Source organism: Shewanella sp. YLB-07, from assembly GCF_009377275.1.
The window spans coordinates 1-26313 of record NZ_VOQB01000003.1 but is presented as its reverse complement, the minus strand read 5'-3'; the positions used below and the strand labels follow the sequence as shown (position 1 = coordinate 26313).

The window sequence follows — 26313 nt, the reverse complement described above, 5'->3', positions numbered from 1 at the left end:
ACTTATAATACAAGTTTGTTGGGCGTTGTGGAGGAAGGTAACGTGCAGAGTGAAGTAGGTTTTACTGTAGGATCTCATATAGCTTATATATTTGAAGTGGTTAAACCAAAGGTAATATGTCATCAGTGCAAAGAAAAGGTAAAAGTTCTTCTCTGCATCTTCCTAGAACGTGACAATATATATAAAGGTTAAGCAATCCATAAGGTCAATAGTTAAACATACGGAACATTCACTATCTACCGTTTGAAGATGAATTTTCCGTAATGGCGATATCACTAAATATAGGGCTATATCTACAGATATAAACGCCTTAGCAGGGATCTGCTAGCCGTGCAACAGAGGCTGATCCCCGTTAATAAGAAACCCCAAGGATACAAAACGATGCTAGATGGCAGCATTAATATATGTATATTAATAAATTCGATTGTTAATGGTATGGGGTGTAAATGATGAATTGTTTAAACGTGCTTACCTGTTTAATTATTTTCTGGGTCGTAACGTCATCCAAAAAATATACTGGAATTACCTAACCCCCAAGTGACGTCTGTTGACTCTTTTCTAACAATTAACGTAAGTATAATAAAGGTAAGGTTTATGGTTGTTTACGGTGTGGCTCTACTCTCAGTGTGCATGCTTTTGGGCTTGTATCTGGGGAATATTCTGGGTGAATTACTTGGAGTGAAGGCGAATATTGGTGGTGTGGGTATCGCAATTTTGCTGCTAGTCACCTTTATTCACTTTTATGGTCGAAGAGGAGGCAGTAGTGGTGACCGCCCATTTAAATTGCATAATGACACGGCCATCGGCATCAGTTTTTGGAGCGCGATGTATATTCCGATAATTGTTGCGATGACAGCCAAACAAAACGTATTAGCCGCCGTGTCCGCAGGTCCTGTCGCTCTGGTTGCTGGAGTACTTTCTGTTGCCGCCAGTTTCGCATTGATCCCTGTGTTGACCCGATGGGGGCAAAGCGTAGCAAATAAGGGCTCATTCGGGGAAAGTTCAGAGACGGTTTCTAACAAACAGGAAAGGGAAAACTCATGATTACCACAGCCCTTGACAGTATTATCCGTAAAGATAGCCTGATTATTGCTTTCTTGTTTGTTGGTGTCGTTGTTTGGTTTTCGTATCTGATCTCCAGCAAATTAACCTTTGGCCGAATTCACGGCTCTGCGATTGCGATAACGCTTGGTTTATTGCTGGCTTATTTCGCCGGACTCGATACTGGGGGGAGTAAAGGTGTTGCAGACTATCCACTGCTGGCAGGTGTTTCTATAATGGGCGGTGCGATGTTTCGTGATTTTGCGATAATTGCAACGGCCTTCGGTGTCGATACCGATGACTTAAAAAAGGCCGGTTTAGTCGGCGCCTCTTCGGTGATTATTGGCGTGGTGCTTTCTTTCGTCGTTGGGGCGGTTGTCGCCGTGGTTTTTGGTTATACCGATGCTGTCTCTGTGACGACTATTGGCGCCGGTGCAGCGACCTATATCGTTGGGCCAGTGACTGGTGCGGCCCTGGGGGCATCGAGCGAAGTCATAGCACTGAGCATTGCCGCCGGACTGGTAAAGTCAGTGCTGGTGATGGTAGGGACACCGCTTTTTGCTCGTCATATCGGGCTAGATAATCCCCAGGCGGCTATGGTTTACGGCGGATTGATGGGGACAACCAGCGGTGTGGCTGGCGGCCTTGCTGCGACCGATCCCAAACTCGTTCCTTATGGTGCAATGACGGCTACTTTCTATACCGGTGTGGGGTGTTTGCTTGCACCTTCAGTGTTGTTTTTTATGGTACGTGGTCTGATGTGATTAATGGTGAGGGATAAGCAATGAATTATGGCAGAATATTACATGATATGTTCGCTAACATATTCAGCAAATCTGTAAAATTGGGTAAGGATCAAGATAAAAGACAACTTAATGATTTATGTGAGGCATTGCTGGTAGAAAACAGCGAAGTGACGGTAGCGAAACTGGCTAACAGTATTCTCAATAAATACAGTGAAACCAGTCAGGCTGATCAATGCCGATTTTTCCGGGATCTTACCGACAATTTCGACATCTCAACTTGTGATATTATTGACGCTGTTCAAGCTTACGATACCAATGACTCGTCGGCTAATCTCTACGCCCTACTCAAAGCAACAGAACCTCGACGTCAGGAATTACTGCGCCGCTTAAACTTAGTCAGTGGGGCAACCGAGCAGTTGGTGAGGATGCGTACAGATCTATTGGACTTAACCGCGGATAACCCCGAGATCAGCAAAACCGATATCGATTTTCAGCATTTGTTTATGTCGTGGTTTAATCGCGGTTTTCTAATGATAAGACCGATAAATTGGTCGACACCCGCTGAAATTCTCGAAAAAATTATTGCCTATGAAGCGGTCCACACCATTAATGATTGGGATGATCTGCGCCGTCGCTTGCTACCGTCTGATCGACGTTGTTTTGCTTTTTTTCATCCATCGATGCCAACCGAACCACTGATTTTCGTCCAGGTTGCCCTGTGTGAAGGGATCCCACAATCCATTCAAACCGTGTTAGCCGAAGATAGACCTGAGCTCAGTGAATTGAACGCCGATACTGCAGTTTTTTACTCCATTTCCAGCTGCCAGCGAGGACTTAAAGGGATTTCGTTCGGTAGCTTTTTGATTAAACAGGTGGTTGAAGAGTTGTCAAATGAGCTTGCCAATGTCAAAACTTTTGTCACCTTGTCTCCTGTGCCAGGATTCATGAAATGGTTCGGGAGCCAGGCACGAGAACAAGCGAAACAAAATCCGGATGGTGAAATCAATCAGCTGTATTTAACCATCAACGAATTGAGCCTACAACAATGGAGAGATCAGGGCGAACAACATCGGGATCGGTTGATGAAACTAGTAGCGACTTATTTCCTTACCGCCAAAAATAAGCTCGGCAAACCTTTAGATCCGGTTGCCCGTTTTCATTTGGGTAATGGCGCGATCTTAAAACAAATAAACTGGCTGGCAGATCTTTCTGACAAAGGTCTGCGTCAATCTAGTGGGATCATGGTTAATTATCTCTATGATTTATCCAGTCTTGAGGCGAATCACGAGGCTTATAGCAATAACAATATAGTTGCCGTTACCAAAGGTATTACCGCTTTACAGGATCATTAAAACCTATTTCCTGTCTTGAGATTATTTTGAGGAATCTGACATTATGACAAACATATTATATGACGCGTTATTCAAACCACACCAAGGGTGCAGCGATATTTTTTTGAGAATGACTGACGGCGAACATATAAGCTATGATGATTTCCTGTCGACTGCCAATCGATTTGCTGCGGTCTTGCAGGATGTGGGCGTGGATATTGGTGACCGAATCGCGGTTATGGTTGATAAAACGCCGCAAGCGCTGGCGATTTATGCTGCCAGTGTACAGATTGGCGCCGTTTATTTACCGCTCAATACTGCCTATACCACAACGGAACTAGCGTATTTTCTCAATGATGCACGCCCCGCAGTGTTATTGTGTGACGAAAGTAAGTATGCCGGTATCATTGATATTGCCGACACTGTCGGTGCGACCGTGATGACACTTAATCGTGATGGCAGTGGATCACTGGCTGAGCTAGCACGAGAACAAACTCGGCAGGTTGACATCGTTGAGCGTGCTGATGATGATCTCGCCGCAATGCTCTATACCTCGGGTACCACCGGGAGGCCAAAGGGAGCGATGCTGTCACATGCTAATTTGTTATCTAATTCAAAAGCATTGGTTGACCTGTGGCAGTTTAGTGCAACCGATGTATTACTGCATGCGTTGCCAATATTTCATACTCATGGCTTGTTTGTCGCGATGAACGTTACCTTGCTCGCGGGCAGTTCGGTCATATTTATGTCCGCTTTTAATGTTGATACAATGATTGAACAAATGCCCAATGCGACAGTCCTGATGGGGGTGCCGACATTTTATACCCGCCTGTTAAATGACCCACGTTTTAACCAGACATTGACTGCTCACATGCGATTGTTTGTATCAGGCAGCGCGCCTCTGTTGACGGAAACCCATGAGCTGTTTTCCGAGCGTACTGGCCACTGTATTCTGGAACGCTACGGCATGACAGAAACCAATATGAATATCTCTAATCCCTATGATGGTGAAAGACGGCCCGGATCAGTTGGATTCCCACTGCCAGGCATAGCGGCACGTATTTGTCATCCAGATACTGGGGCAGAAATGGCTCAGGGTGACATAGGTGGCTTGGAAATCAAGGGACCTAATGTCTTTAAAGGCTACTGGAATATGCCGGAAAAAACGCGTGAGGAGTTTACTGATGACGGTTATTTTATTACCGGGGATCTAGCTACAGCCGATAAAGATGGTTATTTCCAAATTGTTGGCCGCTCCAAAGATCTGATTATTACCGGTGGTTTTAATGTTTACCCCAAAGAAGTGGAACTCTCTCTGGATGACGTGCCGGAGATCCTCGAATCAGCCGTTATTGGGATCGCGAACAAAGACTTTGGCGAAGCTGTCGTTGCTGTCGTTGTACTCAACAACAGAGCGAATATTTCAGAAAGTGAAGTTCTTACGCAAATTAGCAACAAGCTCGCTCGTTACAAACAACCTAAACGAATATTTTTTGTTGATGAACTCCCCCGTAATACCATGGGAAAAGTGCAAAAAAACAAGTTACGTGAAACCTTTATGGATTAGGCGCTAGCCCTATCAATGATGATCTCTTCAGAGAGCGCATTTTCCAGGCTGCGGCATCGTTGGGTTCGAGCACGCTGCCGCCAGGATGGGGGAAAACGAATACTCATGCTTACTCAAGAAAGATTACGGCCAGTGTTGGTAAACTTGCTTATTTTTATGTTGCGGATATGACCAAAGTGAATGTATTAAATATCACTTGATTACAATACCCATATCGTTAAATCGCTGAACTTAATAAATCAGCTATCGGATTTTTGGTAATGGCGTCGTCCAGATGATCGGGCAAACTGGGCGTAGCGCATGGTGTCTTTGATATCTGAATGTCCGAGTATCTGTCTTAACACTAATATGTTGCCACCCTTCATCATAAAATGGTTGGCAAACGTGTGCCGTAAGATATGCGTCATTTGTCTATCAGGGAACTGTAAGCCGGTTCGCATTATCGCTTGCTCAAAGGATCTCCTGCAGGGCCTGAATAGTGGACCACGTACTCTGGGGAGCATGTCTGCTAACTCTTGGGCAATCGGTACCGTGCGGTTCTTTTACCTTTGGTTTTAATAAAGGTGATCCGATTGTGTGCAATTTGACTGCCGTGCAGCCCCTCGGCCTCTGACCAACGACAGCCGGTGGCTAAACAAGTGAGTACGATGGTTTTCAGGTGTTTATATTTAGCGTTGTCACACTCGGTTAAAATAAGTGGAATTTCTTCCGGGTAGAGGAACGCCAGCTCGATGTCTTCTATTTTAAATTGCTCAAGACCCTCTAGCGGGTTGGGGTGTGTCCATTCACCGAGTTTTTTAAGCGTAGTGAAGACAGTATTTAAATAGGCATGTTCATGATTGACCGTGTGCGGCTTCACTTTATTCTTATTGCCCTGGGCATCTTCCACTTCCCCATCGAGTCGCATTTGGCGATAGTTAGCAAAGTCATTGACGCAGATCTTACTGGCAACAGGGTCGCCCATGGCATGACTCATCATAGTTAACTTAGCCATGCGCTGTTCGGGTTTGGTCAATTGACGCCCGTGAAGATCATGCCACTTCTTTATCAATTCTGACAATCGACGGTGATCGACCTTTTCACCTAGCCAGGGTTTGTCATCAACTTTCTTCATGGTGAATAGCTCAAACGCGGCAGCCTCACCTTCTAGTGGCAAACTTTTTACGGATACGTTTACCGTGCCCCGTCCATGGGGGTAGCATTCACATAGCCACGGTTTGTTAGTGTCGTTTTTGAGATTACGGATAGACATAGTGATATTAACGCCAAAAGGAGTGGTGCTCAAAACTCATTGTCGAACACGGACTTGGCTGTCGGATATACTTCCTCGTCAATCAGTAACTCAGTCCATGATGTTGGCTCCGGTACGGATAGGGCTGCCTTAACATTGCAGATGATGAAGTTAAATCTCACGTTTATTCAGACTATTGATATCTAAGTGTAAATTTGGTATTTGTTCTGTTCTTAGAAAAGTGATTTACCATGATTTATATCTTTTTATTTTGGCTATGTGATGGGGGAGCATACTATGTTGAATCAGAAATGTTAGTCGTGTGGAATGACAATGACAAAAAAGCGAATAAAGGCAAAGAAGCGAATATTGATAGCAGATGATGATCCGATTTCAAGAAGGGTGAATAAGGATATTTTTACCTCGTTTGGGTTTGACGTTGATTTGGTGGTCAATGGCCGCGAAGCGATAGAATGTTTTAAGTTATCTTTACAAGAACATTCCCCCTATTCCCTTATCTGTCTGGATATGGTGATGCCATTTTTCGACGGTACCTATGCTTTGAATGAAATTAGACTCATGGAGGCCAGTAATACTGACGTGAAAACTGTACCCATTCCCATTGCGATGATGACGTCTAAAAAATGCAAAAGAAATAGAAACAGTATATTGAGTGTGAAAAACTTAATAAATGCTTATTTACTAAAGCCATTATCCATAGATGTCATGGATGAATTACTGATAAAGCTGAATATTAAGCCTCAGGAACGCAGACCCGTCTATCCATTCCTTACTGTCTAGATCATGAAGAGACAGTCTACTCCTCCATCGCTTAGTATTTCTGCCTCGTTGACTGTCATTGAAGGAATATACCCGCTACTTTTAATCAAAATGGCGGGGCTGTTAACGCTGCTGTTGCAACGTTTGCTCCTAGGGCGAAAGTGCACCATATTGTGGACAGTAGTTATCAAAGGGGGACTAGACTTAAGTTTTAGCAATGGACTGAGTACCAAAGGCCCCACGGGGGAGAGGGTGATCAAAAGCTTAGCCGCTGTGGCAGAGGCTGAGCTAATGTTAGAAAGAGCCAATGACGGGCGAAAAACGGCAATGGGGATCGGCAGTGTAATTGATTGTATGCTTACGCTGCTGTTTTCAACATTGCTTCACCGGCATAGCGTTCCCAATGTTGTTGCCCGCTATTACTGGATATTGAAGCCCTAACCTGAAGTAGAGAGTGCAGCCCTTTACGTGACCACTTCATATGTTGTTGCCGCTGTTCCTGTTTTTCTTGGAGGTGATTTTTTATCTCCTCAAGCCGGATTATTGCCCTGTCTGGGTAGCCTCGCCACAAATGCCGTTTAGCACGTTTTGCTTTTTCTAGTAGCGTTTGATTTTTTAGTGAAAGATTCTCAAATTTCATGGCAATATGAAACCAATCCAGTATCCGTGTGACATCATGGCGCTACCGCATTTATCACATTCCAGCAATTATCAGCACCGCCACATATCGCTGTCCTTGAGGTATCTTTGCTCATGCCTTGCTTGATGGCTGACTCCAGAGCTGCTTGTTTAAGGTATGATTGTTCGTCGGCCGAAGCGGTGCAGTGTTTGATGGTTAATTTACCCCTTAAGGTCGAAACTGCCCCCTCCTGCTTTAGCTGTCCCCCGCGGTAATCAATCTGCTCTGGATCAAAGATGACCGCGGTCATGACTTCAAAGCGCTTTTTATCAGCTACTTGGGGCTGGATAGAGTTATCAGTACCTACCGATAAACTAAGATATTATCCGATGTATTCTGTAGCTTTTTAACCCGCTCATGGCTATTAATACTCCGCTTCTTTGATGAGAGTAAAGTCATTATATGCTCCGCATCCTGGTAACTGTGTTTAGCGCCCATTTCAGTTTGAATCCTAGCAAGATCAGGGTGAATAGCGCTACCAAAAAGTGAATTGATACTGGGTATACTTTTCCATTTACATTTGAGACAGATTTGCTTTCTGGTGGGAACTTTGTGGTCAGTGTAGACGCCATGAAAATTGGATTTCACGTAACCATTGCGGATGATTTTGTTATTACATCGAGGTCATCGACTTGATATTAATGAGCGAGTGAGATTTTACTTAGCCAGCTTCATTTACGATTTCAACAATGACACGTACGCTAAGATTCATATTAGGCTCGCTTATACAATTCCCTTAATCAAAGCAAAGCCTATTTAGCATACAAATTAATTACACTTCCCTATAGATAAGCCTCCTGTAACTGGAGCTAGAAGCAAGAGGATATTTGTCAATTTTATGTTTAAAGTAAATTCACAGCATATATAAAATATATAGAAAAGATTAAATCTTTAGTAGACAGAGGGTTAGCCATAAAAAATATAAATCACATCATTTCACTAACGCTTTTACAGTATCTTCATTCAAAGTAGCGCCGCTCACCGATTTAGGTAATAAAGCTAAAAACCAATTACCGAATGACGGTTAAACTGGTTTTTGTTAACTCAAAAACACATTGTTACGGCTTTTACAGCGAATAGAATCATTGTCCACATCGATGTTTGAGTATTCAAATATCGACATGGCGATCGACAGGCATTCATTGATATCAGTCGTTTTTCTCCCCGTCCATCAATTTTTGTCGGGGTGTTAGCCCTCTTTAATTTTCAATATATTAAGGGGGCCAACTGCAGCAATAAAAGAAATGGGGCGAAAGCCCTTGGATAAACGGCAAATTAGCTAACTTAGGATAAACTTTAAAATGCAACGTAAAACACGTAAAAACTTTCACGGTCACAAAAAAGCACGCGGATTAGCATTACTCGAGATATTAATCGCGATTGGTATATTAGGATTAATCGCCGCTGGTGTTGCCACCTTAGCTTCTCGTACCTTTGAAGCACAAAGTGCCAATGATATTAATGAAGATTTAACTGATATGGCTATCTCCATTCAAAACGGATTTAAGCGTACAGCCACATACACTGCTACCACTGATAATACTGTTGAAGCTCTCTCCGACGCAAATGTGATCGCTGATTCGGCAGCAATAAACCCAGAAACAAGTGACTTTTATGGCTTCTTCCCAGCAGCCAGAACAGCAACATCTACTGATGATGCTTTTGTCATCACTGTTGACGCATTAAGTCCTAGCCTATGTACCACCTTAGTTACTGGTGGACTGCTTGAGGATGCTGAGTACGTGGAAGTCACGATTGGAGGAACTGCTCCTACCGCCGTTGACTTCTCTGTCACGAATACATTTACTACTGGAACTCCCAGCGGAATAATTAAAACGACTACCGATGGAGTTAGCGAACTCATGAGCGATCCTCTTGAAGCGTTTCAAGTTTGTGAGAATCCATCAAATATGATTACTGCTGGATACTATTAATCAATAATCGGATAAAAGCGAAATGTTCAACCAGGTAGGTTGAACATTTGGACTCAATCTTCCAGTTCATTGGGTGCCTTACTATGAAAAAGCAACATGGCATTGCGCTATTAGAAGTCTTAATCGCTGTTTCAATTGTTGGAATGATAATGTTATATGTGGCTAAATTACAAAGCAGCCAATTGGAGCATCAATCACAAACACTAGCAGCAGCCAAAGTGGCAAAAATCTATCAACTCAGTACTCAGGTTATGTTTGAGCCCTTGGTAAGTTTAAAAAATTCAGATCCAAATGATATTTCAGACTGGGAAACTAATGACACCATTAGTGGATTAAAAACTGCGCTGACGACGGTTAGCTATATCTATCTTGATGCAGGATCTACTAACCAAAACGTCGCTAATTTTTTTAATGGCGATAGTACTGATAGTTGCAACATGACTAACGGAGTAAAAAATGAACGCGTTAACTGTACAGCGGGATTGACTGACACGTTTACCTTGAGCAAGGGGTACAGTGTCAAAGGCATAAAAGTCGATGGCGTAGATCAATCGTATTTTTCGATAAATCATGTTAATAATTCAGATGTTAGTGATATTAAACCTACTTTACTCACGATATTTATTGATGGCTTAGAGAGTCGAACCCAGCTTAAGGATATTATTGATATCGCCGAAGCGGCCAGTGAGCAAGTGTCACAAATCGATGACATGGAAAACGGTGCCTATGCGGATATTTATATTGCAGATTTTAGAGGGAGTGACCCTAATGCTTATAATAAAGGTACAGGGTTTGAAGCTTATAAAGCCCTGTTAGATGACACGTTAATTCCGATAACTGGAGATATGGGCCTTGCCATCGTTTTTCAGTTAGATGGCGGTACTCAAGCGTTAAGAAATGATGGCATGGTGGCGATGCAAGAAAGTCGCTCGCTGTGCTGGAATGTCACCGTTGGTGCTGCCGAGAATGGCTTTATCTGTCAATCGGCCATTTCATCAATAGATAATGTTAATAATGGCCACGATGGTAACCGGGAGCCATCAAGGTTTTTACAAACCGACGGTAACTTACTGTACCAGACAGCGGATCAAGTGTCGCCGGATAAGGTTTATCGCACCCCAGTAGAAGTGGTCGTGGATGCTTTCGATGCCTCTGGTAACGATATTACAATTGCCAAACCCGTGTGCCCGACAATCCAAGGAAATGAGTTACTGCCCCATCTGTCTGTGATCAGCAGTTCTTTTTCGGGCAGTCATTTTGGTGACTTTCCTGAAGTGGATGCTTCTGACTATGGGGATAATAGTATCTCTAGTGCTGATGAACCTGCAGAGTTGGTGTCGGGAGTATTATTTAGATGGGAGGAGGATATAGACGGACTATCTTGGTCGCTGTCGGGCATTGTCGGCTCTCCAAATGATGTAAACGGTGATGATGGAAAAAATCCAGAATCATTACAAATAGTGGTATTACGTTGGTGTGAAGTTAAAAAGTCATGATGAAAATAAAATATATATTTAAATCAATATTAATAGCAGAATTAATTTTAAGCATATTGCCGATAGCTGCGTTTGCAAATGATAATACATTAATGAATGACGACAGTAATATAGGAATTGGTGTAGATAGTCATTTAGTAGTAAATGATGATAGTAAAAAAATAAGTCTCATCATTGAAAAAGGTAATAGTGTCGAGTTGATTGTTACCCATTTTATTAAACAGTTTGACTATCAAATAAAATGGGATACCGAAGATTTTATTTCGGGCTATAGAGTGAGTTATGAAGGCGAAGACCCTATGGATGTTCTTAAAGAATTTGTGAATGATGTTCGTAAAAATGGTAAGCTAATTAAAGCCACTGTTTATAAGAATAATATATTGGTGGTAGAAAATGAAAGTAAATAAATTGGCTGTTATTGTTGTTACAATTACAGCTCTTTTGTCGGCATGTGCAGATATGTCATCATTTTCACGGGAAGCCGATGAAATTGATAGTAATAAATCTGAAATGGATAAACAGTTTTCAGCCTTTAAAGTCTCAGAAACTAATTATTTAGACCTGCGAGATAATAGCATATATCCAAATAGTTATTGGGGATTGAATATAAAAACAACTTATTTTACCCCCGTTACCATTAATGAGGTGCTTAACAAGCTCGCCAATGAAATGCATGTATCTTATTTTGACAAAGGAGATCATACCAACCGCAAAAGAAAGATCATGTTTGAAGGCTCGGTGGATGACTATCTTAAATATCTAGCGGATGCTTATGATGTATTTATCGATGTGGATAAAAGTAAAATTGTAAAAAGAAACCATAAGACAAAAATATATACACTCTATAATTCACGCTATCTTAAAAATGAATCAAAATATGCGTTTGGCTCAGCGGTCGTCGATAGCGAAGGAGGAAATGGGTTTTCAGGTTCAATAGAAATTGGCGGTACGGTCGATTTATGGAAAGAGGTTGAGGATTATTTGGAGTCGATGAAAGAGGACAGTGCCTCTTTTAGGTATTCTATTTTTAGAGAATTCTCTCAAATATCGACGACAGGTGATAAAAAAGAGTTGGATCGTATCGCGCTATTAGTGGAGAATTATAATCAATTAGCCTCTACGGAAATTAAGATTTCCTACAAAATAGTGACCATTAGTCAATCGACGTTGAAGGCCATTGGCGCGGATATTCAAGGCGGTGATGGTTCATCATTCCAAATCGATGCGTCGGCAGCCAATGGCTTTGGTGGTCTCGATGTGGGCTCTGCGTTACTTGGCTCTGCGGTAGATGGCAGTACAGATAAAATTGGGGGGTCGTTAACCGCACAATTAATAAAAAGTGGCGCTCGAGTGATGAACGAAGGGGTAGCCGTGAGTTTAAACGGCAAACCTATCCCTGTGAATTCGGTAAATGAAATAGGCTATGTGAGTACCATTACTCGGGAGCCAGGTACCGGCGATAACGATGCGGCGGAGACAATCGAAACCGATACGTTAGAAACGGGCATGTCTTTTATGATTGTCCCGCAAGTGTTAGCCGACGGTCGAGTGAATATCACCATGGGATATTCAAGAAAAAAATTAAATCAGTTAGTATCCTTTGGCGCGACAGGGGATTCGGTGCAATTACCTGATCTGTCACGCAATGAGAATATTAATAACTTTATCGTAGAAGTAGGTCAAGAAACCGTGGCTGCCATATTCACGGAGGAGCAAATCACTCGAGGTGATTTTACTGGGCTAATGGGTAAGTCAATGAGTGATTCAGATTTAGGGAGTGTTACCATGCTCATCGTTAAGGTTGATACCAAGACATGAAAATTATCACTGATTCAATATGGTATTGTAGCCACCCGGAAAAACTAAGCTTCCTCGAGAAGAATAAAGGTATATACAAACTCATATTTAATAGTGATGAATCGGGGAAAATAAATCTTTGTATCAATCTGAAATTACAAAGAAAAGATGAATCTAAAAATATTCCATTGGCAAAATTTCTTTTAGATAAAGAATATATTACCCATGAAGGTCACTATTATGTCGATTATAAAGATGGTAACCAATATAGTGTTTTTTATAAGAATGACATGATTTATCCTTTTTCAGACCGAGTGTGCAGTGAGCATATCGTTAAGCAATTAAAACGATTTTTTTCTATCAAGGACACTCAAACGATTGTGCTGGGTAAAGAAGACCTGAAATTGGTCAAAAATGAAGAGATTATGATTAAAATGAGTACAGTAATAAAAATAATGCTTGGTATATTTACCTCGTCGGCATTGGCATCGTTAGCCTACTTTTTTTTATAGACCATTATGGATATCGTATTAAGTAAAGCCAAGTTGTATTTATTGGTCGCTGCAGTATCTGCGGTGGTTATGGGGGGGGCCTTTGGCACCTATGTTTATAAAGAAAAAAAGAAAACGGAAGAAGCACATCAACAGGAACTGAGAAGAATTAGCGCGGCTAAAAAAGACTACTTAACATTAACGAGCAGTGTCGAAAAAAAATTGTCATTCTCTCTCTCGGATTATAAAAAAGTAGAAAGTGAATTCTCGAATCTCAATTTACTCGGTTGGCAGCCGGTAGAGTTCATATGTCAATCTCTAGCCTGTGAATATACATTAAATACTGACAATAAGCATTATGTTGGCATACCTAATGTGGCCATGGGGTATCAAGGTTTAAATACCCTTATGTCGGGTGACAACTTGATGATAAAGGGCATTAATCTTGTAAAAGTAGAGCGAGTGTTTGATGAAGCCGCCTATGAAAGCTTGCCTTTGTGTACTGACTCTTTATCTGATATGAGGAAATTTTCTGATATTGCAGACTTTTCAGTGGGTAATCAAGGAGGCGCTAAGGCATCGACATTTACTTTTCAGCAACCTGCTGCGTTAGTAAAGAGTAAAAACTTGCTAGATAAAGCAGGGGCTAACTATCTAGATATCTATGGTATTAATTGGAATGCACAGGGATTTGACCGGATGAAAATAAGTTATTTATCCAGATATATTTTAAATCGAAAAAATGTTGGGATATCAGCAATGCGTAAACGCTATGGTGACAATAACCTAGGTTACAGCGTGACTGGAACAATTTATTGTAAGGCGAATTAAATGAAAATTAAATTATTGTGTGTATTAACCTTGTTATTCTCTGTTAACGTTTTTGCTGTCACCGAGGACAATGATGCTGATAATAAGAAAAAGAGGGATCAACAAGTTGCAGGGGATGTATTAGAAACGGCAAACCTAATGGATGAAATTAATCTATTAGAGCTTAAGCTTGCAAAAGAAAAACTGGATAAATCTTTAAATGAAGAATTATTGAGTAATATCGAAATTAAAAAAGAAATCGATAAATATCATAGTGTGACTAGAGCTAAAGTTGACAATCCGGCGGATGGACCATTTAATAAAAATGGCATTAGGCTTTTATCCGTGACATCTTTACAAAATAGCCAAAAAATGGTGGTGTTTAGCTTTTATGGTCGCAAGTATAATCGTGTACCTGGCGAAAAGTTTAAAGGTTACAATGTGTTAATTAATGCTGATGATGTTGTTTTCAACTACAACGGACAAGATTATATGTTTGGGTATTAGCGCCGATGCAAAATATAATTACTGCTGAGTTCGATGATATCAGTCTTGAGAAGAGCCACATTGTACCGGGTAAAAAAGGGTTAATGATCTGCTGGTTAACCAGTCACAATGATTACTTTTTGGTTGACGATAGTGGTGGAAAACAAGCTGTCTTTGATTACTTGATATTGGATAATTTTAATAATGAATTTGGCGCTTTACCTAAATTTAATGCCGTTGCGATTATCTCTAATACTGATTTTTACAAAGTATTTACCGCTCTGGATACTAGCTCAGATAATGAGTCGAAACAAAGCACGGATATCGTAGATTCTATTGATGCCTTGTTTGAAAGTGCCATCATTACTGGGGCCAGTGATATTCATTTTGTCAGAAATGATCAAGTTGCAGTGATATCTCTTAGGGTTAATGGCTCATTGACAAAAATGAAGACCATATCCTCAGAAAGTTGCGATGAGATGATGTTTGTCTCTTACAATATCCTCGCCACCACAAAGGAGTCCACATGGAATAGAAATATTCCTCAGGATGCCAATATATTGCGGGATTTGCCTTCTGGCTCCTACCGGTTTAGGTACGCTCATATGCCAATATTTGGCAGATTGGGGGGGTGCTATCATACGGTATTGAGGATAATTAAGGCGGAAACCGGCGAGATATTTGATGTTGTTGAAGACAAAGACCCGTTAGAAATACTGCAGCTCAGCGCTGATGAGCAACTGGATTTACAAACTATGATGCAATGCCCCCATGGCCTTTTGTTAATCACAGGTGTCACAGGATCCGGTAAATCAACCACAATCAAAAATATACTGGAGTGGATGTATACCAAAAAGTACGGAACTAATGCCTGTTTCGTGACGGTAGAAGATCCGGTGGAATATCGGATCATGGGGGCAGTACAAAGCTCTGTCGTCCGGCTTAAATCGGATGTGAATCCTTTTTTACCGGCACTGAAATCAGCCATGAGGCGAGACCCCGATGTGTTAATGATAGGTGAGACCCGTGATGAGCAAACCGCGACCGCGCTAACTGGGGCCATTGAAAGTGGCCATTATGCGGTGACGACAGTACATGCGGGATCTGTGACTACAGCCATTCAACGACTAGAAAGCTTAGGGGTAAAAAAAGACCGTTTAGCTTCGCCCGGATTTCTCGCGGGGATCGTCACCCAAACACTAATCCCGACACTATGTGAACATTGTAAAATATATTGCGCGAGAGATATCTTTGAAAATCAACTTTTTACCAAGCATAACCCCGGTTGTGAAAACTGTAAGTATTCGGGAACATCTGGGAGAAAGCCAGTATTTGAAATGTTGCTGCCGGATCTCAATATTTTACAGGAAATCGCAGCGGGTAATCCGACAAAGGTCTATAAATATTGGCGTGATAAACATAATGAACAGCAGAAATTCAATCAAGGCTATCTGATGAAAGAGAAGATATTTGTTTTGGTTATGAAAGGGATAGTCGACTACCAATGGTTCATTAATTTTTACGGTGCAATAGACGAAACAACTATGAGAGAGATATATGAGAAAACTATCAACCAGTGACCGTATACAGCTGTATCAAATGTTAGCTGACTTAATGAAAGATGGCTTGCCTTTATTTGAGTCATTAGGTCTCATACAAAAAGAAGGAACTGGAATATATAAAGCGTCATTTTTAAAAAAAATCAAATTGATTACAGAGCAACTGCAGCAGTCTTCATCCATTGCTGCTGCGTTTTCAGGCATTATTCCCGATGGAGAACAATCGGTGTTAGCCTCATCGGAGCTCGCGGGCGACCTGGCTGAAGGCTTTGAATCTGTGATTATTACTGTTCAGGTTAAAAAACAAATAAAAGCGAAATTAGCCAGTGCGCTAACGGTCCCAGCCATATTAATCTTTGCCTGTATTTTAGTTGTTATCATGTATAGCAAAATGATTTTCCCGTCCTTTGAAGCGGTTATACCATTAGATAAATGGCCTGCTCTGTCCTATTTCATGTATAGCTCGGGACTATGGTTGGTGAAATCAGGTTTGATTATTTTATCTACTATATTTATTGTTTTATTTGTTATTATTTCTAAGTCAATGACTTCATTAACCGGTAATTTTAGGAATAAAGTGCTTGATAAACTTCAGCCTTTCAAGACATATAAGAAACTGCAGTCGTCCCAGTTTTTGATGGATATCTCTATCTTGATCAAGTCAGGTGTTCCTATTGCAGATGCGATTGAAAAAAAGGCTGAAATGTCTACCGGTTGGGTAAAATATCATTATGATTTGATGTATCGAAACCTGTCGATAGGACGATCCTATAAGGAAGCACTCAACACGGGATTTTTTTCCAAAGAGGACATTTTTGTCATCAGTATATACAGCTCTCTGAATGGATTCGTGGAAATGTTAACTCAAATCTCGAATAAATCTAACGAATCCACCATTAAAAGTATTGAAAAATTAGCTGGATTACTGAATCTATTATCATTAATCTTCTTTGCTTGTGTTGTATTAGCAATATTTGGCTCAACCTTTATGTTGAGTGGTTCAATTGCGGGTGCACGGTAATGTTTAATATTTTAATGTCTCTGATTATTGCCATGGTTTGTAGCTGTATTATTAGTTTTTTACAACTTTGTTTTTATAGAATGAAGTCTGGATTTAGCTTGGTTGATATACTTTTTAAACCTTCACATTGTGAACATTGTCAGAGTAAAATAAATGCTATTTTTCTCATTCCTATTTATGGTTTTTTAATCTCAGAAGGATCATGTCAATATTGTAACGAGTCTATTTCGCTAAAGTATTTCATTGCTGAGGTATCAGTTTTTGTTATGGCTTTTTTTTATGTTTTAAATTCATTATATTCCATTTCATGATATGGAATATGAGATAATTTATATTAATTTAATATCAAGGGGTTAATCCATGCTTAAGTGTTTATCTATATTAGGAACCACTCTACTGTTACTTTCTTCAGTGGTTCATGCTAATAGTGATGGAGACATTATACATTCTACATCATATATAAAAGGATCAATTAAGCCGTTTTATATCACGTTTAGAGTAACGACTGATGGGTATGATGGGCTATTTGGTCGTGGGTTGGAATGGTTTGGTAAGATTGTTATTCCTGTTATGAATGATAAACCAATTGATTCAATAATATGGGAATATGATAAAAAAAACCATACAAATAATAAACAATATAATATAGAAGTAAGTCCTCCTAGTGCTATCGTGATGTCGGATGCTAGACATCCGTTTTTTACACTCGATGGTACTTTTATGGATCAAGATGGCGCTAGTGCGGAAGATACTATCTGTAGTTTTAATCCTAACTATAAAATAGATCAGAATGATATTAATAAAACTATTGTATCTGGCCTTATTACTAATAATAAGCGTGACTGTAGATTTACACTACTCCGTTTTGAGACCATGTGATATTTAATAGTTCTCTACGTGTATTTAACTGTGCATTAATTTTAAGTTAACGATGACCTTAAGTCTATTCTTAGTGGGTTCTGTGAAATGTTGGGTCTAATGATTCAGTCGATAAAAATGTCAATAAATTAACTGTTGATTCTATAATGATCATCATTACCTGTTTGTTATCATGGGAGAACATTATCATTCCTCTATGTCAGGATCGTTGTTATTTAAAAGCTGGAAATATTTTTAAACTAAGGTAGGGAACTATAAATGAAAAATATAAATGAAATAATATTATTAAGTATAAAGAGTAAATATTCTGACATTCATTTATCCACTAAAGAAAAAATTCATGTCCGAAAAAAAGGTTCAATTTTTGAAATTTCAGACTTTACGGTAAATGATGATTTAATTATTGAATTTATACGTGAAACCTGTCAGGAAACAGGTTTTAATTTTACGGAAGATATTAACTATGCTTACAGATTTAATGAAGACACCATGTTGAGAGTTAACTTTTTTAGGCATAATTTGGGGTTAGGACTAGTCATTAGAATTTTAAATCAAAGTATTATTGATTTAGGGTGTTATGATAATGGTGAAGTTTTAAAAAGAATATCCGATCATAAAAAAGGATTGATTTTATTAGCTGGAAGCACAAATAGTGGTAAATCAACAACTTTATCATCGATGGTTGATTATATAAACAAAAGAAAAAACATCCATATTCTGACTATTGAAGAACCAATAGAAACAGTGTTTAAAAGAGAAAAATCAATCATCAATCAAAGGGAAGTTGGCACCCATGTCGCTTCATTTGAAGATGCTATTTATTCCGCTCTTAGGGAAGATGTTGATGTTATCGTTGTAGGGGAAATAAGAAATAGAGAAACATTAAGAGCATCATTATTAGCGGCAGAGACCGGACACTTAGTGATTGCTACTATACATACATATTCTTCCTTAAAAACAATTGATAGAATTATTAATTTTTTCTCTGGAGATGAGCAGCCTTTAGTGAGAGACATTTTATCTGAAACGCTCACATCCATAATATCACAGGAATTAACGTTAGATAAAGATGGAAACATTATTCCAATTCAAGAAATTATTATAAATAACAAGGCAGTTTCTAACTTAATTAGAACGAATAAATCATTGCAAATACCTTCAATCATACAATTGGATAATTCTTTAGGCATGATCACCAGAAAAGATCATATTAAGAGATTAATAAAGAAGGGTATTTTACCCTCTTCTTACAATTGATCTCGTATTTTGGCTCTACGCGCCTTTGCGTGGAATGCTTAAAAAGCCGCCACATCCGGTATCTATAATCTGTAGTGGCTCAGACCTGATCTGACAATTACCCGTTTTTTGAAGAGCATGTTAGTTTAGATTTGAGCTAAATTCGGCTCTCCGCCCGTTAGTGTTGTAGTAGAACCTGGCCTATAAGGTGCAACGGAACGAAAAACTATGAGAAGGAATGATCTTCCTCTTCAACCAGCTCTCTCAATGGTCTTACCTTACCTTCTTTTACCTCTTTAGGAGCTAAAAAACATACTGCCCATTCATATACTAGAAAGTAAAGGTAAATACCTTGTCTATGTCTGCGTCACTTACCTCAAAACCTTCAATCTTTAATTGCCTAACCGTCTCCTCAATATAAAGCGCATTCCAGTAGACGATCATGTTCAGTATTAAGCCAAGAGCCCCCAGTTGATCTTCCTGACCACAGGGTATTGTTGGTTCTGTCGCAAAGTTGACGAAGTAAGCTGAAGTGTTGATGATTTAGTGGCTCAGATTGATGTCAAAGTTGAACATATTTCCATGCCAGTTTTATGAGTATTTGATGAGGTTATCCACAGATTTAGTGGATAACCTTTGTACAAGTCCTACAGTATAAGTAAGGGGGCTTGTCAAGGCAATTAGAGGATTTGGCTCAATATTTTTGAACTCAATTCTCGTATATATAAATAGTACAAGTTATCGCTGGATTCAGCGTTATGCGCCAGAAATAGAGAAACGATTAAGATGGTATTGGAGGAATTGGGCTGGAAGGTCGATGAAACCTATTGGGTATTAACACATGAGAAAGATCGCTCAATAACCTTCTGTGTCAGCCTAGTCGTCGCCTTTAAATTTTATTATGGATATAGGCACTGTTAGCATGGCTACTCGATTCTGTGTAAAAGAGTAGGGGGTGAACACACCTATAGGCTATAAAATGGACAATGACATTTGAGGAGAAAGTATCTCCATGAATATTATTGGTTGATTTAGACTGAGCAAGGTAATTGTCGCTCTATATGGCTGGGTTAGGTCTTGTCATTCCATTTGTCATTACTCATCATTTACCTTTTAAAGAGTGTTATGAGTGAGCCAAGAAAAAATTAAAGAAGGAACTTAGCTGACGATTTTTTCCTAGGCCGGAATTGATGTTGAAGTGTTCAGGGGAAAAGCGTTATATCTTTCCGATAACGTGTTGCAGCTCAATAAAGAGGGGCGAATGAAAATATTAATTGCTGATGATGATAGAATGTCAAGGGAGTCACATAAGCAAATTTTGTTTCTTTTTTGTAAAGCCTGATGCACATCATTAGAGCAGGTATTGGGCAATATCAAAGTCGAAAGGTAAGCTCTTTCATGATTAAAGTTGTACTTTGTTTTAGTTATAAATTGTTCAGAATCTCGTTCTATCCGAAATTGAACCAGAGTAAGGCACAACCAGGATGCTGACAGCTGCGTTAAAGCAAAGCCAGCACTGGTAATAAATATAAGCCTGATAATGTTGCGCTTTAAGTAGTGAATGGTCATTTCCTCTACCTTTAGAATGAGTGATAAAAGTGTAACACCTTATTGGGGGACGGTTTAACCAATCCCCCATCTACTACTTTTGATCTTAAACGATACCTCTGAATATAGATCACATTCTGTCTAGAATGTCGGTCAGCTCATAGAATTCACTGTTTTTCGTTAAATATGATACTTATCACTTTTGCGGTCGTTGAACGGCTACATTTTAAAAAGCTTTGCACTTGGGACCAACTTTTTCCTTCATCAAGCAATAATCTAATATTCTGCCTTAACTCGTGATAGAGAGGGGCATTTCATCGGAAAGTTCATAGTTAGCCTGCAGAGCATCGCAATATAAATTAAAAGATTAGGCTGCTACCTTGAATACTCTTCGTTCGCTAGTGGGTCAATATTTTTCAACAATCTGTCTACGCTGATGTTATTTTTCTTAATTCCAAACGTATAATTACCTGCCAATTTTATATGCCGTCATGCCACTGGTGATAAATCGGCAATCATATTTACAGCCTCTTGATTGTTTTTACCGGGGTAAGTCGAAATACGTGTGAAAGTAGGTCATAAGTAGTCTGAAATGTCGCTCTATCCCTTGCCTTCCTAGGTTTTAGGTCTTCTTGATTAAATTCAGAAAACCGTTTCGTTCTATTGGCTGATGTATGGTACATGGAGACAATATACACCTAACTATTACAGAGGAACCAATACTTTCCGAGTCACTAAGGTGGCCTCGCATAAGCATAAGCATAAGCATAAGCATAAGCATAAGACACTAGGGCAATGGCTTGAGTTCATAGAGCTCATAAGCACAGTCAGTTAACGATTTTTTTGCTCTCGGCATTACCTTGTGACTAACACCTTTAGCTGCAAGATAAGTGAGTTGATGAGGGCCAAGAAAACACAGTATTCAACCTTGGTAAAACTCACAGCTAAAGCAGAAGCTAGGTAGAGCGTTTAGCGGCAAATACCGTGTAGCAAATAAAGCTCTATTCAGAGTGTTGATGTCTATATGTAAATTTGGTATTTATTCTGTTTTTGGAAAAGTGATTTACCATGATTTATATCTTTTTATTTTGGCTATGTGATGAGGGACCATACTATGTTGAATCAGAAATTATTAGTCGTATGGAATGACAGAGATAATGACAAAAAAGCGCATAAAGGCAAAGAAGCGAATATTGATAGCGGATGATGATTCGATTTCAATAAGGGTGAATAAGGATATTTTTACCTCGTTTGGGGTTGACGTTAATTTGGTGGTCAATGGCCGCGAAGCGATAGAATGTTTTAAATGACTGGGGGAGTAACTACATTTGGCATTATGTTATCCATCTTGCCCAGTTAGCGTTAAACTGGCGGATAAAACAAACCATACAGTGACAAGAGTTGAATCTGAACAATCGATTTCTTCCAGTTGTTTATTTACTCTTTCCATTATAGCTGATAACGAAATAAACATTAATAAAGTATTAGGTAAACCGCTTGAAGTAACATATGTGCAAACCATTGATACACAGCTTTATCAAGGGATCGCTTCTAGTATTGAGCTCGTAAAATTTGATCAGCATTATTACTATACGATCTGTGCTTGTGATCCCCTTTCATTATTGGTTTATCGTCATAATCGTAAAATTTTTCAGAACATGACAACAAAAGCAATATTACAAGAACTCTTTGACAATTCTGGGTTCGGAAAATACTTCAGTTTCTCTACTGCTGTTAATGGGATGAAACACGAATATTGTGTCCAGCTTGATGAAACAGACCTCCAGTTCTCTCAACGTTTACTAGCAAGTGAGGGCTGGCATTACCATCTTGAATACGACAATAGTAAATATAAACCCTACGTGGTCATTGGTGATTCAAATCACAAATTTAAAATAGGTAAATTAAGTACCATTGGTTATGCAGGTAGAACAACCGATGCAGACGAGTTCACCATAAACAATTGGGTAACTAAAACTCGTATTGGGACAAGTAAAGTGTCTTTAACAGATCATACACAAAACCAAGCTGAAGTCTTTGACAGTGGCGAAATGAAAAGCACCTTTCCTCACAATCCTGCAGAATTTACAGCAAGCCATTTTGGTCTAGGTAATGAAAGTAAAAATGCCATTCGTTCGGCCGCAGATCGTCATATTCAAGCATTAGATTCAGAGCTATCGACTACATATGCAGAGTCTGATTTAGCAGGATTGTCATGCGGAAGAAAATTCAACCTTAAAAATCATCCAATTTCCAAGAGTAATCAAGAATATCTAGTCACTAAAATTAACTTCCTTATAGAATGCGAACATAACAAAAACACATCCATTTATCACAACAAGTTTGTCTGTATGCCCACCACTTCTACTTATCGACCTCAGCCAATCAATAAACCACGAGTTCACAGTGTGCATACAGCGTCAATAACTGGGCCAAAAGGTCAAGAAATATACCGAGATAAGCTGGGAAGAGTAAAAGTGAAGTTTCATTGGGACTCTCAAGGCAAGGAAGATGAGAACTCTTCCTGCTGGTTACCTGTATCGCAAAGCTTAGCAAGTAAAGGATTTGGGAGTCAATTTATCCCTCGTGTCGGCGATGAAGTACTGGTGCAATATATTGATGGAGATCCAGATAGACCTGTTATTGTTGGCTCACTGTACACTAAGGTCAATACTAATCCCTACTCTGAAGCAACGCAAAGTGGTATTAAAACACGAACCAGCCCAAAGGGCAGTAGTAGTCAGGGTAATGAACTTCGTTTTGAAGATAAAAAAGATAAAGAACATTTTTTTATTCATGCAGAAAAAGACCTGATGTTCGATATCAACAACAACCACAGCTCAACAGTTAAAGGCGAAAAAAGAACTCAGGTAGATAAAGGCGTATCCTTAAAAGCTAAAGATAATATTTTAGTCGAATCTGACAAGTCACTCCAATCGAATAGTAAAGACAACTGGTCTGCAAAAAGTGATAAAGATATAGCGCTTTCTGCAAAATCAGCTGTCACGGTGGATGGTGACAATATCACGCTAACGGGTAAAAAAAATATCGAACTCAAAGTCGGTGCTAGCAGTATTAATATTACCTCATCAGGGATAACCATCAAAAGTACTTCGATTAAAATCGATGGCTCTACAATTAACATCAAGGCCAGTGGCCAAGCGCAAATGAGCGCCGCATTAATCAAAATAAAAGGTGATGCTACCGCAGAAGTCAAATCCGCTCTCCTCACCCTCAAAGGTGATGTACAAACGACAGTAAAAGGAGGCGCTATGGTTCAAATTCAAGGAGGAATAGCGAAGATTAATTAATGACATTATTAAAAATCCCATATCAATCCGCTCAGGACATCTTAGATCTTTATACTCCAGAAGTGTCATTTAGCCAGCTAGCTAATAAAAAGATGTTGCCACTAGAGCTGATAGAGATTGCTTTTGAAAACGAACTTTATGCTGAAGCAGTGATGTATTTAGCTCATGCTTTACCCTTACGAGAAACCATCTGGTGGGCATATTGCTGCGCCCACAGTCGTGATGATTGGAATGAAGCTGAAGCCAACGCAATCAGAGCAGCAAAGGCTTGGGTACATATACCTGATGAGGCCAGTCGACGCTTTGCAGAGGCCATGGCGAACAAATCAGGATTAGAATCAGGCGCAGGATGGGCGGCCCAGGCCGCATTTTGGAGTGGAGGAAGTATTACACAACCCGATGATCCAATCGTGCCTCCGCCTCCCTATTTATACGCCCAGGCGGCGGCTGGTTGTATCAGTCTTACCGCTATTCTTCCCGATGGAAGCAAGGCTAAAAAGCGCTATCGTCAGTTTATCGATATTGCACTACATATCGCTAAAGGCGGCAACGGACAAATTTAGGAGTAAATATGTTACCTGCAGCACGCGCCACTGACATGCATATATGCCCGATGCAAACCCCAGCACCGGTGCCCATACCTCATGTCGGAGGTCCATTATTGCCCCTGCCAACGACGGTTCTAATAGGTGCATTACCCGCCGCGACGCTAGGGCAAATGTGTATCTGCGTTGGTCCTCCGGACAGCATAATAAAAGGCAGCGCAACGGTGCTCATTAATAATAAGCCTGCGGCTAGAATGGGGGATAGCACAGCACATGGCGGCACAATTGTGATGGGGATGCCCACGGTTTTAATTGGAGGTTAATTTGTCCAACAATGATTAAAGAGATGAAATTAATAAGCACGTGTACGAGTGTTAATGCCAAAAATAGACGAGTTAAAAGGTACGATGCCTGAAGCAAAATAACCTAAGAGAAATATTATGCAATTTATTGGATATCATGGTACTAGCGAATCATCTGCACTAAATATTTTAAAAACAGGTGTTCGGCGTGAGTGCCTGCCACCAACAGGTCAAATTGGCCCCGGTTTTTACATCGCTAAAATGAAGGGGAATCTCCCAGAATGGGGGGCAACTCAAGCAACAGCACCGGCGCGGCATCACATGTGGATATGGCGAACGATTGTAAGCCGTATTACTGGTGAGTATCACAATCCGTTTCTTCCAAACAATGCAAAAAGAACCATCCTCAAAATATACACAACAAAGCCACTACAGCAATGTAAATGGAATTCAATGAACCCCGTTGATTTTTCTGTGATGAATATGATGTTAAATGAATCTGAACAAGGTCGTCATCAAGCACTTAACGATTTTTTTATTCATCGCTCACAGTGGCTTCAAATGGTCATTCCGCCTGAAGAGTTGAAATATCTTGCTGTACGTCGTGATGATGACATCACCCAAAAAACGACGAATTGGTTTTCGAAAGAAAGCCCAATGTAGAGGAATTTAGGAGCTATAGTCATTTCTGGTGTATGAAGGAAGTCATTGCGATGTAATCTGTTAATTGATCTTGCCAGATCAACAATTAACAGGAGAAGCATCGCAATGAGTCAAAATAATAATATAGTGTCGATTCAAATACCAGAAAACCCGCTTGAACAGATTTTAAAACAAGGTGCTCAGCAGCTTTTAGCTCAAGCCGTTGAGGCTGAGTTGATATTGCTCCTGGAGCAATATCAAGATGATAAGGTTGAAGGGGTACAACGTGTCGTGCGTAATGGCTATCAGCCTGAGCGGACAATACAAACTGGATTAGGCGATATTCCTGTTAAAGTGCCTAAAGTAAGAGATCGAAAAAAAGAGGGCGTCAAATTTAATAGTTCACTGATCCCTCCTTATTTAAAGAAAACAAAAAACATCGAAGAATTAATATCTTGGCTATATCTTAGAGGTATATCTACTGGAGATATGCAGCCTGCATTAGCTCCGATATTTGGTAATGAAGCTAAGGGATTGTCGTAAACGGGTGGCGATCTACACCTAACTCTTGCTGAGGTTAGTGAGTTGCGTCTTTGTTACCGATACTTTCCGAGTCACTGAGATGGCCTCGCATAAACATAAGACACTAGAACAATGGCTTGAGCTCATAGAGCTTCATAAACAAAGCAAATTAACGATTGTTGATTTTTGTTCCCAGCATCACCTTGTCGTTAAAACCTTTAGCCGCAAGAGAAGCGATTTGATGAAGGCTAAGGAAGCATTCCATTCAACCTTTGTAAAACTCACGCCCAAAGCAGAGGCATTAACGACAGAGCCACCACAAGAAGTGGCGGTGATTAACCTGGCCGTAGGGGCAATGT

General features: G+C 40.0%; 27 protein-coding genes and 2 pseudogenes. 24 read left to right on the top strand and 5 right to left on the bottom strand.

The genetic code is table 11. From position 1 onward, the window contains the following. Nucleotides 1-594 precede the first annotated feature (594 nt). From madL to FS373_RS06935, 4 genes are read left to right on the top strand one after another with little or no spacing between them, the layout of a single operon-like run. Nucleotides 595-1044 (top strand): malonate transporter subunit MadL, encoded by a 450-nt coding sequence (madL, locus tag FS373_RS06950; RefSeq protein ID WP_152829143.1) that lies wholly within the window; start codon nucleotides 595-597, stop codon nucleotides 1042-1044. Further along, complete coding sequence (gene madM, locus FS373_RS06945) at nucleotides 1041-1805, top strand: malonate transporter subunit MadM (RefSeq protein ID WP_152829142.1); 765 nt, start codon at nucleotides 1041-1043, stop codon at nucleotides 1803-1805. Before madL ends, madM begins: the two co-directional genes overlap by 4 nt. Before the next feature lie 20 nt (nucleotides 1806-1825). Then, complete coding sequence (locus FS373_RS06940) at nucleotides 1826-3139, top strand: malonyl-CoA decarboxylase (protein WP_144045702.1); 1314 nt, start codon at nucleotides 1826-1828, stop codon at nucleotides 3137-3139. A gap of 43 nt (nucleotides 3140-3182) precedes the next feature. Then, a complete protein-coding gene (locus tag FS373_RS06935; protein ID WP_144045703.1) occupies nucleotides 3183-4685 on the top strand; it encodes a malonate--CoA ligase in 1503 nt (500 codons plus the stop codon). Nucleotides 4686-4924: 239 nt separating this feature from the next. Here FS373_RS06935 and FS373_RS32415 read toward each other — a convergent pair whose 3' ends face one another. Both FS373_RS32415 and FS373_RS06930 read right to left on the bottom strand, forming a co-directional pair. Continuing rightward, nucleotides 4925-5092: a tyrosine-type recombinase/integrase gene (locus FS373_RS32415; RefSeq protein WP_265575323.1), complete on the bottom strand. Its 168-nt coding sequence runs from the start codon at nucleotides 5090-5092 to the stop codon at nucleotides 4925-4927. Nucleotides 5093-5193: 101 nt separating this feature from the next. Further along, the gene (locus tag FS373_RS06930) at nucleotides 5194-5970 is read right to left on the bottom strand and encodes a site-specific integrase (protein WP_227992570.1); all 777 of its coding nucleotides are present in this window, start codon (nucleotides 5968-5970) and stop codon (nucleotides 5194-5196) included. A 279-nt stretch (nucleotides 5971-6249) separates the two neighbouring features. Here FS373_RS06930 and FS373_RS06925 point away from each other — a divergent pair, with 279 nt between their 5' ends. Next, nucleotides 6250-6717, top strand: coding sequence for a response regulator (locus FS373_RS06925; protein WP_194165822.1), 468 nt, complete (start codon nucleotides 6250-6252; stop codon nucleotides 6715-6717). Nucleotides 6718-7054: 337 nt separating this feature from the next. On the opposite strand, the gene FS373_RS06920 is transcribed toward FS373_RS06925, so the two are convergent. Next, nucleotides 7055-7336 carry a hypothetical protein gene (locus FS373_RS06920; RefSeq protein WP_144045705.1) on the bottom strand — a complete coding sequence of 94 codons (282 nt, stop codon included), beginning with the start codon at nucleotides 7334-7336 and terminating at the stop codon, nucleotides 7055-7057. Between the two features lie 34 nt (nucleotides 7337-7370). Beyond that, a complete protein-coding gene (locus FS373_RS06915; RefSeq protein ID WP_144045706.1) occupies nucleotides 7371-7625 on the bottom strand; it encodes a hypothetical protein in 255 nt (84 codons plus the stop codon). A 1051-nt stretch (nucleotides 7626-8676) separates the two neighbouring features. On the opposite strand from FS373_RS06915, the gene FS373_RS06910 reads away from it, so the two are divergent. The 12 genes from FS373_RS06910 to FS373_RS06855 all read left to right on the top strand — a co-directional run bounded on the left by FS373_RS06910 (nucleotide 8677) and on the right by FS373_RS06855 (nucleotide 19105). Then, a complete protein-coding gene (locus tag FS373_RS06910) occupies nucleotides 8677-9309 on the top strand; it encodes a type IV pilus major pilin (RefSeq protein WP_152829140.1) in 633 nt (210 codons plus the stop codon). A gap of 83 nt (nucleotides 9310-9392) precedes the next feature. Beyond that, the gene (locus FS373_RS06905; protein WP_152829139.1) at nucleotides 9393-10805 is read left to right on the top strand and encodes a prepilin-type N-terminal cleavage/methylation domain-containing protein; all 1413 of its coding nucleotides are present in this window, start codon (nucleotides 9393-9395) and stop codon (nucleotides 10803-10805) included. Continuing rightward, complete coding sequence (locus FS373_RS06900) at nucleotides 10802-11212, top strand: hypothetical protein (protein ID WP_152829138.1); 411 nt, start codon at nucleotides 10802-10804, stop codon at nucleotides 11210-11212. Before FS373_RS06905 ends, FS373_RS06900 begins: the two co-directional genes overlap by 4 nt. Then, nucleotides 11199-12623, top strand: a complete 1425-nt coding sequence (locus FS373_RS06895; RefSeq protein WP_152829137.1) for a hypothetical protein — start codon at nucleotides 11199-11201, stop codon at nucleotides 12621-12623. Before FS373_RS06900 ends, FS373_RS06895 begins: the two co-directional genes overlap by 14 nt. Next, the gene (locus FS373_RS06890) at nucleotides 12620-13114 is read left to right on the top strand and encodes a hypothetical protein (protein ID WP_152829136.1); all 495 of its coding nucleotides are present in this window, start codon (nucleotides 12620-12622) and stop codon (nucleotides 13112-13114) included. Before FS373_RS06895 ends, FS373_RS06890 begins: the two co-directional genes overlap by 4 nt. A gap of 6 nt (nucleotides 13115-13120) precedes the next feature. After that, entirely contained in the window at nucleotides 13121-13924 is an 804-nt protein-coding gene (locus FS373_RS06885) for a hypothetical protein (protein ID WP_152829135.1), read from the top strand. Further along, complete coding sequence (locus FS373_RS06880; RefSeq protein WP_152829134.1) at nucleotides 13925-14410, top strand: hypothetical protein; 486 nt, start codon at nucleotides 13925-13927, stop codon at nucleotides 14408-14410. It begins immediately after the preceding gene. A gap of 5 nt (nucleotides 14411-14415) precedes the next feature. Next, a complete protein-coding gene (locus FS373_RS06875; protein WP_152829133.1) occupies nucleotides 14416-15969 on the top strand; it encodes an ATPase, T2SS/T4P/T4SS family in 1554 nt (517 codons plus the stop codon). Then, on the top strand, nucleotides 15947-16969 hold the full coding sequence (locus FS373_RS06870) for a type II secretion system F family protein (RefSeq protein WP_152829132.1): 1023 nt from the start codon (nucleotides 15947-15949) through the stop codon (nucleotides 16967-16969). Before FS373_RS06875 ends, FS373_RS06870 begins: the two co-directional genes overlap by 23 nt. Beyond that, a complete protein-coding gene (locus tag FS373_RS32690; protein ID WP_152829131.1) occupies nucleotides 16969-17280 on the top strand; it encodes a prepilin peptidase in 312 nt (103 codons plus the stop codon). The genes FS373_RS06870 and FS373_RS32690 overlap by 1 nt, the downstream gene beginning before the upstream one ends. A 49-nt stretch (nucleotides 17281-17329) precedes the next feature. Continuing rightward, nucleotides 17330-17848: a hypothetical protein gene (locus FS373_RS06860; protein ID WP_144045719.1), complete on the top strand. Its 519-nt coding sequence runs from the start codon at nucleotides 17330-17332 to the stop codon at nucleotides 17846-17848. 258 nt (nucleotides 17849-18106) lie between these two features. Next, nucleotides 18107-19105 carry a type IV pilus twitching motility protein PilT gene (locus FS373_RS06855; RefSeq protein WP_152829130.1) on the top strand — a complete coding sequence of 333 codons (999 nt, stop codon included), beginning with the start codon at nucleotides 18107-18109 and terminating at the stop codon, nucleotides 19103-19105. 309 nt (nucleotides 19106-19414) lie between these two features. On the opposite strand, the gene FS373_RS32685 is transcribed toward FS373_RS06855, so the two are convergent. After that, complete coding sequence (locus FS373_RS32685) at nucleotides 19415-19579, bottom strand: Tn3 family transposase (protein ID WP_416221753.1); 165 nt, start codon at nucleotides 19577-19579, stop codon at nucleotides 19415-19417. 232 nt (nucleotides 19580-19811) lie between these two features. Here FS373_RS32685 and FS373_RS06845 point away from each other — a divergent pair. The 7 genes and pseudogenes from FS373_RS06845 to tnpA all read left to right on the top strand — a co-directional run. Beyond that, a pseudogene (locus FS373_RS06845) lies at nucleotides 19812-19912 on the top strand (IS6 family transposase); the annotation flags it as partial. Between the two features lie 2048 nt (nucleotides 19913-21960). After that, nucleotides 21961-23943 carry a type VI secretion system Vgr family protein gene (locus FS373_RS06840; protein ID WP_152829128.1) on the top strand — a complete coding sequence of 661 codons (1983 nt, stop codon included), beginning with the start codon at nucleotides 21961-21963 and terminating at the stop codon, nucleotides 23941-23943. Continuing rightward, a complete protein-coding gene (locus FS373_RS06835) occupies nucleotides 23943-24506 on the top strand; it encodes a DUF6931 family protein (RefSeq protein ID WP_144045724.1) in 564 nt (187 codons plus the stop codon). The genes FS373_RS06840 and FS373_RS06835 overlap by 1 nt, the downstream gene beginning before the upstream one ends. Before the next feature lie 8 nt (nucleotides 24507-24514). Then, nucleotides 24515-24811 carry a PAAR domain-containing protein gene (locus FS373_RS06830; RefSeq protein ID WP_152829127.1) on the top strand — a complete coding sequence of 99 codons (297 nt, stop codon included), beginning with the start codon at nucleotides 24515-24517 and terminating at the stop codon, nucleotides 24809-24811. Between the two features lie 117 nt (nucleotides 24812-24928). Then, entirely contained in the window at nucleotides 24929-25453 is a 525-nt protein-coding gene (locus FS373_RS06825) for a hypothetical protein (RefSeq protein ID WP_144045725.1), read from the top strand. Between the two features lie 105 nt (nucleotides 25454-25558). Next, nucleotides 25559-25972: pseudogene (locus FS373_RS06820) on the top strand (transposase); the annotation flags it as partial. 82 nt (nucleotides 25973-26054) lie between these two features. Beyond that, the coding region (gene tnpA, locus FS373_RS06815; protein WP_152829126.1) for an IS66 family insertion sequence element accessory protein TnpA at nucleotides 26055-26313 on the top strand (259 nt) is incomplete at its 3' end.